Here is a 9266-nt window from a genome sequence, read left to right on the forward strand (position 1 = left end):
CCCTATTTTTTATTATCTTTTAAAAGGTTATTTATTTCTTGTAATAAATTGTTTTCACGTTTTAATGTTTCAATAATTTCATCTTTATGAGAAATAATTAATTGTAGTCGATTAATTTCAAGATTGAGATCGCCCCCAGTAATAGCAAAACAGGCATTATTAAAGGTGCTATTGTTTGCAGAATTATTAAAGCTTATTTTCCCCTCTTCCCCAAAGGATAATAATTCAACCATATCAATTCCAAACACTTCGGAGATTTGTTCTAGTCTATCTAAATTAGAGCGAGTATCCCCACGCTCAATTTTGGCATAACCTTGGGTAGACATACTCAATTTTGTTGCCATTTCCTCTTGTGTCCATTGACGAGCTTCTCTTAATTGGCGGATTTTTTCGTGTGTTTTCATAATGTTACTTTTTAGGTAGGTTGATATAGTTTTTGGGTAAGTGATGTTTACTGGTTGTTGATTGTAGCATAATCGTACACTGAGGCATAATAAATCCTCATAAATTTCTTCAACTTGGTATATTAAGATGATATTTAAAAAAGCTTTATTAACCGGCATATTGTTAGCCGGAATGTCATTTGCTAACGCTAAAATTTTTGAAGCAGAAGGATTTGGCGATAGTTCAGAGATTGCAAAACGAGATGCTATTTCTAATGCAATAAAATTCAGCGTTGGCGAATTTATTGTGAATAAAGAAGAGCTCACGAATGAGACATTTAATCAGAAAATTGTTAGTTATTCTAATGCTTATATCAAAAAGATTAATATTCTTTCGCAAGAAAAGCAAGGCGATGGATATTTAGTAAAAGTCTCTGTTGATATTGAAAGTCAAAAACTAATAGCTGCACTTAAAGAAATGCAAATCTCGGTTGTGAATAATGCTGTTGATCAAGATACTTTAAACGAAGTTTTAAATCACTTTGATAAAGTAGAACAAAATAAGAATACAGAAAATGATTTTGAGAATTTAGTAACAGAACTTCTTTTTTCTCCATATGAAGAAAAGAAAGAGTTGGTTGAACTAAAAATCTTAGGAAAGCTAAAAGCACTTACCCCGTCAGAAAGAGATGAAAAAGAGGGACTTTTCCCGTTAAAGTTAGATATTGAGGTGAGTCCGTCGGAAGAATACTTAGATGGATTTCGTAGATTACTCCAAGAAGCTAAAGAAGAGGAAAATTCAAGTCGAATCCATGCATATGAGTTTGATTTAAATAAAAATAAGGGTATTGGATATCCTGGTGAGGAATTTAAGAGGAGATATAATCTCTCTGATAAAGCTAGAATTATAAGAGATAGGTTACTTAATAAGAATGTTTTCTCAAATTATAACGTAATTAAAATGGAATTAATTGATAATACCGATGTTTTTAAAGAAATACGTTTTCAGGCAAACAGTTATATAGATTCTATTGAATATACAAGTACTGGTGAGGATCTTTATAAGGGGGGTGGAACTCGAGGATTGCAGTATGTTTTACTACCTAGTTCAGATGGTGCATCGATCCGTTTTTCTTCAGGGAAAGCCAAACTAAGTTTAATGTTTAAATTAACCAAAGAAGAAATTCTTAATATAAAAGATCTGAAATTATCTTTTTCTAATTAATAGGAGTTTTATATGAAAAAGACTTTATATGTCATTTTAGCTAGTATGTTTTTATCTTTTTCTGCATTCGCTCAGAATGTAGAAAATATAGATAGTGTAACCGGTGTTAATTATGAGGTAGATGAAAACGGTGAATTTGCACGCATTAGATCTACTGGAGAAGCTGAGTTAGAATTTGGCGACCGCAAAGATATTCGTACTGCAACACAAAAAGCGCAAATGAGAGCAAAAGCAAATATTGCTAAATTTCTTAGTGAAAGGGTATCTTCAGAAGAAGTGATTAGTTCCATTGAAAAATCAATGACAAATACAGCCGGAAAATCAAAAGAGGCAATTAGGGAAACAATCAACACTTATACGGAAAACATCCATAACTCTGCAGAAGCTTTATTAAAAGGTGTTATTGCAACAAAAACAGATGTTAATAAAGATGAAAAATATGTTCAAGTTGAGGTTGGTTTAAGTCCTAAAACAATGAAGGCAGCAGACACTCTCAATAAAGGATTGAAAGAAGATAATTCAGGTTCTTTAGGTAGTTCATCAAAAGAAACTATTGATAGTGGTAGTGGACGTGAAATTAAGAAAGTTAAAAACTACGATAATTTTTAGTCTGCTTTTGAGTTCAACCATTGCTTTAGCTAATAGTGTTAATCTTAGAAATTTATCTGGAGAAGAATATTATTTTATCCAAATAAAGATCGATAAAGTAAATAATGCTAGAGATAATCGTATTGCTAGCATTAGAGCTAAATCACAATTAGCAAAATATTTAAAAAAGCAATCTGAATCTATCGTTGTAGATTTGAAACACTTTTCTCTTGTCGAGAAAGTTTATTATCAAGATGAAGTTATCTTTACATTTAAAATTAAGAAAGATGATGTTCATATTTTGTCAAAATAAAAAAGAAGAGCAGAAGCCACCTTCTGCTCTTCTTTTTTATGAGATGTTAATCCATTTCACTCATCAAGCTCGCATTACCGCCGGCGGCTGCGGTGTTGATGCTGATGGATTTTTCGTGAACGAGTGGGAGTAATGATTGCGCTAAAGCAAGGCTTTCGATATAAGTCAAAATCGCGCCTTTTCGTTCAGCGTAGTGGGCTTTTTCCTCTTGAGAAAGTGGATCAAGCACAACTAGGACGCTAAGGTTATCCACATCATTAAAATCGGCAACCATCATCAAAACGTTTTTAAATTGCGTGGTGTATTTTGCCAATTCACTCTCACGTTCGACAACCGCTCTGCCTCCGCAAACGGCAATGGCGATAAGTGCTTGTATTTGTTGAGCGAGCGAGCCTTTACCGATGGCAACCAGTGGGCGAGTTTCTAAAACCATATAGTTGCTTTCGCCGGTAATGCCTTCCATTTTGAAGACTTTACCAAGCGGTGATTTTTGTGCAAGTTCGCTGATAGAAGCCAGTGCTTTCTGCAGCTCTTCGCCGGAAAGTACCGCTCTTACCGCATTTTCCAACTCAGTTATGTTAATGGCTTTTCCGCCGGTTAAGCCGTTGAGTGTCCACTCGTTGCGGTTTACTAAACGTTGTAAGTAAAGAGGCCCGCCTGCTTTCGGACCTGTGCCGGATAAGCCCATTCCTCCAAATGGCTGTACGCCGACTACCGCCCCTACGGTATTGCGGTTTACATAGAGATTGCCTGCGTGAATGGTGTTAAGCCAGAGATCAACGGTCTCGTCAATACGGCTATGTAAACCACTCGTTAAACCGAAGCCGGTTGAGTTGATCTCTGCCATTACTTGCGGCAATTTTTCGGCATCAAAACGGATAACGTGCAATACCGGTCCGAATACTTCGTGTTTTAATTGGCTAATATGATCGATTTCCAATAACGTTGGTGGCACAAAAATACCGCTGTTTGCCACTTCCGGATCAATCGGTACTTGGTAGCACGATTTCGCCACTTTTTTGATTTCTTCAATGTGGTTGAGAAGACGTTGTTGAGCCACTTTATCAATCACCGGACCAACATCAGTATTCAGATTTTGTGGTCTGCCTACTTTTAATTCCGCCATCGCTCCTTTCAACATTTTGAGAATATGATCGGCAACATCACGCTGTAAATAAAGCACACGTAATGCGGAGCAACGTTGCCCTGCGGAGTCAAAGGCGGAGTTCAACACATCTGCCACCACTTGTTCGCCGAGGGCAGAACTATCTACAATCATCGCATTTTGACCACCGGTTTCTGCGATAAGCGGTACGATTTGCGGAGATTTTTGCAAATTGCGGTTAATGTTTTTGGCGGTATCGGTTGAGCCGGTAAAGATCACGCCATTTACACGAGGATCGGTAACTAATGCCGTTCCTACGACTTTTCCGCTACCCGGCAGACATTGCAACGCTTGTGGCGGTATGCCGGCTTGGTGGAAGAGCTCGACTGCATAATGCGCCATCAATGACGTTTGTTCCGCCGGTTTTGCTAAGACAACGTTACCGGCAACAAGCGCAGAAGAGACTTCGCCGACAAAAATCGCCAGTGGGAAGTTCCACGGGCTAATGGTGACGACAATACCACGAGGGTGGCGGTAGCCTTCCGGATTTAGGCGAACCTCTCTTGCATAATAGCGGCAAAAATCGACCGCTTCACGCACTTCGGCAATCGCATTATTTAAGGTTTTGCCTGCCTCGCGCACCGCTAAGTCAAAGAGTTGTGGCATATTTGCTTCCATTAAATCTGCCATTTTTTCTAAAGCCGTTGCACGTGTTTCAGGCGCTGTGTTTTGCCATTCAGCTTTGAATTGTTCGGCAACATCAAATGCGGTGGCAACATCATTACCTGTTGCATCAATAACTTCGCCCACGATCTCTAATTGATTTGCCGGATTGTGAATTGAGCGGCGTTCACCGTTGTAATGGTTTACCCCAACCACTTGCGGTACGGCACGATATTGTTGTGGTGCGAGTGCGTTGAGTTGATTTTCTAAATCACGCAGATGAATTGCATCGGTTAAATCGTAGCCTTTGGAATTTGGGCGTTGGTCACCAAATAAGTTAATCGGCAGCGGAATTTTCGGATGCATTGTGCCTTCGGTTTCTTTGGCTTTATCGACCGGATCTCGAGCTAAATCGTCAATGCTAAAGTTTTCATCAACAATTTGATTGACGAAGGAGCTGTTTGAGCCGTTTTCCAATAATCGGCGCACCAAATAGGCAAGTAAGGTTTCGTAAGAGCCAACCGGCGCATAAATGCGACATTGTACGTTGAGGTTTTTCGGGCCGACAACGTGATCGTAGAGTGTTTCGCCCATACCGTGTAAGCATTGGAATTCAAAACGTTTACCTTGCGCTAAATGGTAAATGGTCGCTAAAGTTTGTGCGTTGTGGGTCGCAAATTGTGGATAAATCACATCTTGTGCGGCAAGCAATTTTTTCGCACAAACGATGTAGTTTAAATCGGTATGCACTTTACGAGAAAAGACCGGATAGCCTTCGGCACAATCCACTTGTGAGCGTTTTACTTCGCTATCCCAATATGCCCCTTTTACTAAGCGGATCATCAGTTTACGATTATTGGCTCTTGCCCGTTCAATGAGGTAATCCACAACATAAGGGCAGCGTTTTTGGTAAGCCTGTACCACGAAACCGATGCCATTAAAACCAGCAAGATCAGGATCGGTCAGCAAGCGATCCATTAAATCGAGAGAGATTTCTAAACGATCTGCTTCTTCCGCATCAATGTTTAAGCCAATGTCATACTGTTTCGCTAATAAGAAAAGCGATTTCAAGCGAGGGTAGAGCTCATCAATTACACGTTTGTGCTGTGCTAGGCTGTAACGAGGATGAATTGCCGAGAGTTTAACTGATACGCCTGAAGAGTTATAAACGCCCATTCCCCGTGATACTTTGCCCACTGCGTGAACTGAAGCAACATAGTCGTCATAATAGCGTTGGGCATCTTCTTGGGTAAAGGCAGACTCGCCTAGCATATCGTAAGTATAGCGGAAGCCTTTACTGAAGCGAGCTTCACTATGTTTGAGAGCCGCTTCAATAGTTTCTCCGGTTACAAATTGCTTGCCGAGTAAGCGCATTGCGACATCCACACCTTTGCGAATAAGAGGTTCTCCGCCTTTCGCAATGATGCGTGAGAGCGCAGAAGAGAGGTCATTTTCTGAATGATGCGCCACTAATTTCCCCGTGATAACCAAGCCCCAGGCAGCCGCATTCACAAAGAGAGAAGGACTATGTCCCACGTGAGAACGCCAGTCGCCTTTGGCAATTTTATCTCGAATAAGTTTATCGGCGGTGGTTTTATCCGGAATACGCAAGAGCGCTTCAGCCAAACACATTAGGGAAATCCCTTCCGCACTTGAAAGAGAAAACTCGTGCATTAACGCATCGACACCGCTCGCTTTTTGGCGTTCATTTCGGACTTTTTCGACTAATTTTTTTGTTAATTCTTTAATTGAAGCGGCGTGTTCATCAACACGAGCTTGTGCCATAAGCTGTTTGACTAATTGTTCCTCATCAACACGGTAATGTCCGCTAATGGTCGGGCGAATACCGGTTGCAGGGAGTAAGTGATATTGAGATGTGGCTGACATAACATTCTCCTGTTTTATACTTTAATTATTTGCAAAAAAGGTGCGTAATTTACCCGCTTGTTTCTTTTTTGAGGGCTTCAAGCGGTTATTTTCTTAACCGCTTTTGCGTTATTTTTGCATTGCCTCATCGTAAGCTTTTTCTGCTTTTTCAAAGGTTTCGATAATTTCCGCTTTTGGAGCAGGTGTTATTGCAGAAACAACAATAATGGCGATAAAGGCTAAGATGAAGCCAGGGATCATTTCATAGATACCGCTGTTCGGAACAAGGTCGTTCCAGAAGACCACAACCAAAGCACCGGTTAGCATTCCAGCCATTGCACCTTGTGCATTCATTCGTTTCCAAAGCAATGAAAGGATCACAACCGGTCCAAAAGCACAGCCAAAGCCTGCCCAAGCATAAGATACTAGCCCCAAAACTTTACTGTTTGGATCTTGCGCAAGGGCGATTGCCAAGATAGAAATCGCAAGTACCATTAAACGACCAAGCCAAACGAGTTCTTTTTGGCTCGCATTCGGGCGAATAAAGCCTTTGTAGAAATCTTCGGTAATTGCGCTAGAGCAGATGAGTAATTGGCAGCTTAACGTACTCATCACTGCCGCTAAAATGGCAGAAAGTAATACACCGGCAATCCACGGGTTAAATAACTCGCGTGATAATTCAATGAAAACTTGTTCGCCGTTTTGATTAACGATCGAAGATTGTTCAGGGGTAGCGAAGAAGTAGGCTTTACCAAAGAAACCAATACTGACTGCGCCGAATAAGCAAATAATCATCCACGTCATACTGATACAACGGGCATGAGGAATAGATTTCACGCTATCTGCTGCCATAAAGCGAGCCAAAATATGTGGTTGTCCAAAGTAGCCTAATCCCCAAGCTGATAAGCTAAGCAGACCGATAAAAGTTGTACCGCTAAATAAATCAGTAAAGTCTTTGCTTGCAGCTTCGCCAGCCGCAATAATGGCATTGTGCGTTGCTTCAAAACCGCCTAGATGAATAAGCACAAAAATCGGCGTTAAAAATAAAGCAAAGAACATTAACGTGGCTTGAATGGTATCCGTCCAACTCACGGCAAGGAAGCCGCCAATAAATGTATAAGCAATAGTAGCTAAAGCTCCAAACCATAATGCCGTGGCGTAAGGTACACCAAAGAGGTTTTCAAATAATCTCGCACCGGCAACCACACCAGAGGCACAATAAATGGCAAAGAAGAAAAGAATAATGGCGGCAGAAACAATTTTTAAAATTTTCGTTTTATCGCCAAAACGGTGATGGAAATAATCCGGCAAAGTCAGCGCATTGGCGTTATATTCGGTATGCACACGTAGCCGCCCTGCAACAAACAGCCAGTTAAGATAAGCGCCGATGGTTAAACCAATGGCAATCCAACCTTCAACCAAACCAGCGGCATATACAGCCCCAGGCAAGCCCATCAATAACCAACCGGACATATCTGATGCTCCGGCAGATAAGCCCGTAACAAAACTGCCTAAACTCCGACCACCTAAAATATAGTCGGAAAGGTTATTAGTAAAACGATAAGCAATAAAGCCAATCGAGATCATCACGATAATGTAAATCAGAAATGTCGTGGTGGTGGGATCTAAACCGAACATAGGCATACTCCTTTAGATAGAAAATAGACAATGCGACTAGGCACAGCAACAAGACAAAATGATGAATAATTCTTTGTGGTATGATTTTTGATTGAGTTTAGGACAAAATTTATCTTCAGGTAACAAATTTTTAACAAATTTGTGATCTACTTAACATTTTTTGTGAAAAAATGACCTTCAAACAAAGTTATAAGCGGTAAAATTCCAAGAAATTTTTGCAAAAAAAGCCTTAAGCATTTACTTAAGGCTTATAAATGTATTGAGTACTAGTTACCAAACATATCCAGTGCCCCCACCGATCATGAAATCGTTTTGGGTATTACCACTACTTGCTAAACGGATAATCCATTTGCCGTTATCTGAGATACGTGAATAGCCGATGGCATAAGCCGATTCACCTCGATAGTTGGCTGCTGCTGCCATGACCGCACTTTTTCCCGGCTGGTAAACTTGAGGCAAACTTGCCATCGCACCGGCAGAAGCAATACCAGCCCTTGCTTGTGCATTTACTTTATTGAGCTGATTTACATTCACCGCGTCCGTACCATTTACACCCGGAGCAACATTAGTGATACGTTTTCCACCTGCATTCACACCTGATTTTGTGATACTCGGTCCGTTTTTAATGGTTACACCAGTATTATTCACGGTTGTGTCGCCAATAGTCAGGCTTCCTTCTTTGGTTAAATCAATATTTTTTGCTAATTTAACAGAAAGTTTACCTTTTCCATTTGAGTGTACACCAATGTTTGGTTTATTAGTCAATTTAGTATGATTTGTTTCTCCTCCAGAAATGGTAAGTGTGCTACCTAGTGTATTTTTCGAGTTTTCACCACTGTCTCCGGCAAAAACTAAGCCATCATCCATTGTTGCCAGCTCCCGTTTAGTTGGTTTGCCCGATGGATCTTTAGAAACATAAGTAATGCGCTCGATACCTTGTTTATCGCTATCTCGTTCAGAAACAGTTGGTGCCCCTTGGTCAACAGTAATTACCGCATTTTTACCATCTGCGGTTGTAATGCTGATGGTTCCATTTCTGATTGCTATACGCGTATTGTCTCCTGTATTTTTTATCTCAAGACTGCCATCTTCTTTTTGTCCGAGTGTAATTTGATCGTTCAAAGAAACAATAAAATCCTTCCCTGTTCTATTTTTGTCTTTCTTCTCTGCCACATGGATATTATTGCCGGCAATGACATTTTCTTCCGATATGCTGTCTTGAGGTGTACCTCCAGAACCTCCTGTGCCATCATTTCCTTTATCTCCTTTTTCTCCACGCTCACCCTTGTCGCCTTTAGCGCCATCTTTAACTTCAGCGGTTGAAGTTACGGTATTAGATTCGGAATCTTTCACATTGATAGTGGTGGTGTCACCATTTTTAGAAACTTCTATGATGGAACCGTCTTTACCTTTAGCACCCGTTTCACCTTTTTCGCCACGTTCGCCTTTCTCACCACGATCACCTTTTAAGCCTTGAAGACCTTG

At 40.6% G+C, this 9266-nt stretch carries 7 protein-coding genes; 3 read left to right on the top strand and 4 right to left on the bottom strand.

Annotation, left to right across the window (positions count from 1 at the left end):
* Positions 1-2: 2 nt before the first annotated feature.
* The gene (locus AM305_RS08990; RefSeq protein ID WP_035294374.1) at positions 3-404 is read right to left on the bottom strand and encodes a helix-turn-helix domain-containing protein; all 402 of its coding nucleotides are present in this window, start codon (positions 402-404) and stop codon (positions 3-5) included.
* A gap of 127 nt (positions 405-531) precedes the next feature.
* Between AM305_RS08990 and AM305_RS08995 the strand changes: the two genes are divergently transcribed.
* Genes AM305_RS08995 through AM305_RS09005 form a run of 3 tightly spaced genes read left to right on the top strand, consistent with a single transcriptional unit; the run spans position 532 to position 2509 of the window.
* Positions 532-1608 carry a hypothetical protein gene (locus AM305_RS08995; RefSeq protein WP_005825186.1) on the top strand — a complete coding sequence of 359 codons (1077 nt, stop codon included), beginning with the start codon at positions 532-534 and terminating at the stop codon, positions 1606-1608.
* A gap of 12 nt (positions 1609-1620) precedes the next feature.
* A complete protein-coding gene (locus tag AM305_RS09000) occupies positions 1621-2217 on the top strand; it encodes a hypothetical protein (RefSeq protein WP_005825187.1) in 597 nt (198 codons plus the stop codon).
* Positions 2180-2509 carry a hypothetical protein gene (locus AM305_RS09005; protein ID WP_005825188.1) on the top strand — a complete coding sequence of 110 codons (330 nt, stop codon included), beginning with the start codon at positions 2180-2182 and terminating at the stop codon, positions 2507-2509. Before AM305_RS09000 ends, AM305_RS09005 begins: the two co-directional genes overlap by 38 nt.
* Before the next feature lie 46 nt (positions 2510-2555).
* Here the strand turns inward: AM305_RS09005 and putA are convergent, their stop codons facing one another.
* From putA to AM305_RS12780, 3 genes are all read right to left on the bottom strand, one after another.
* The gene (gene putA / locus AM305_RS09010) at positions 2556-6164 is read right to left on the bottom strand and encodes a bifunctional proline dehydrogenase/L-glutamate gamma-semialdehyde dehydrogenase PutA (protein ID WP_005825189.1); all 3609 of its coding nucleotides are present in this window, start codon (positions 6162-6164) and stop codon (positions 2556-2558) included.
* Between the two features lie 108 nt (positions 6165-6272).
* Positions 6273-7781: a sodium/proline symporter PutP gene (gene putP / locus AM305_RS09015; RefSeq protein WP_005825190.1), complete on the bottom strand. Its 1509-nt coding sequence runs from the start codon at positions 7779-7781 to the stop codon at positions 6273-6275.
* Positions 7782-8051: 270 nt separating this feature from the next.
* Positions 8052-9266: YadA family autotransporter adhesin (locus AM305_RS12780; RefSeq protein ID WP_005825191.1), on the bottom strand; the 1215-nt coding region annotated here is incomplete at its 5' end.

Source organism: Actinobacillus minor NM305, assembly GCF_000175195.1.
In the GTDB taxonomy this organism is placed as follows: domain Bacteria; phylum Pseudomonadota; class Gammaproteobacteria; order Enterobacterales; family Pasteurellaceae; genus Haemophilus_A; species Haemophilus_A minor.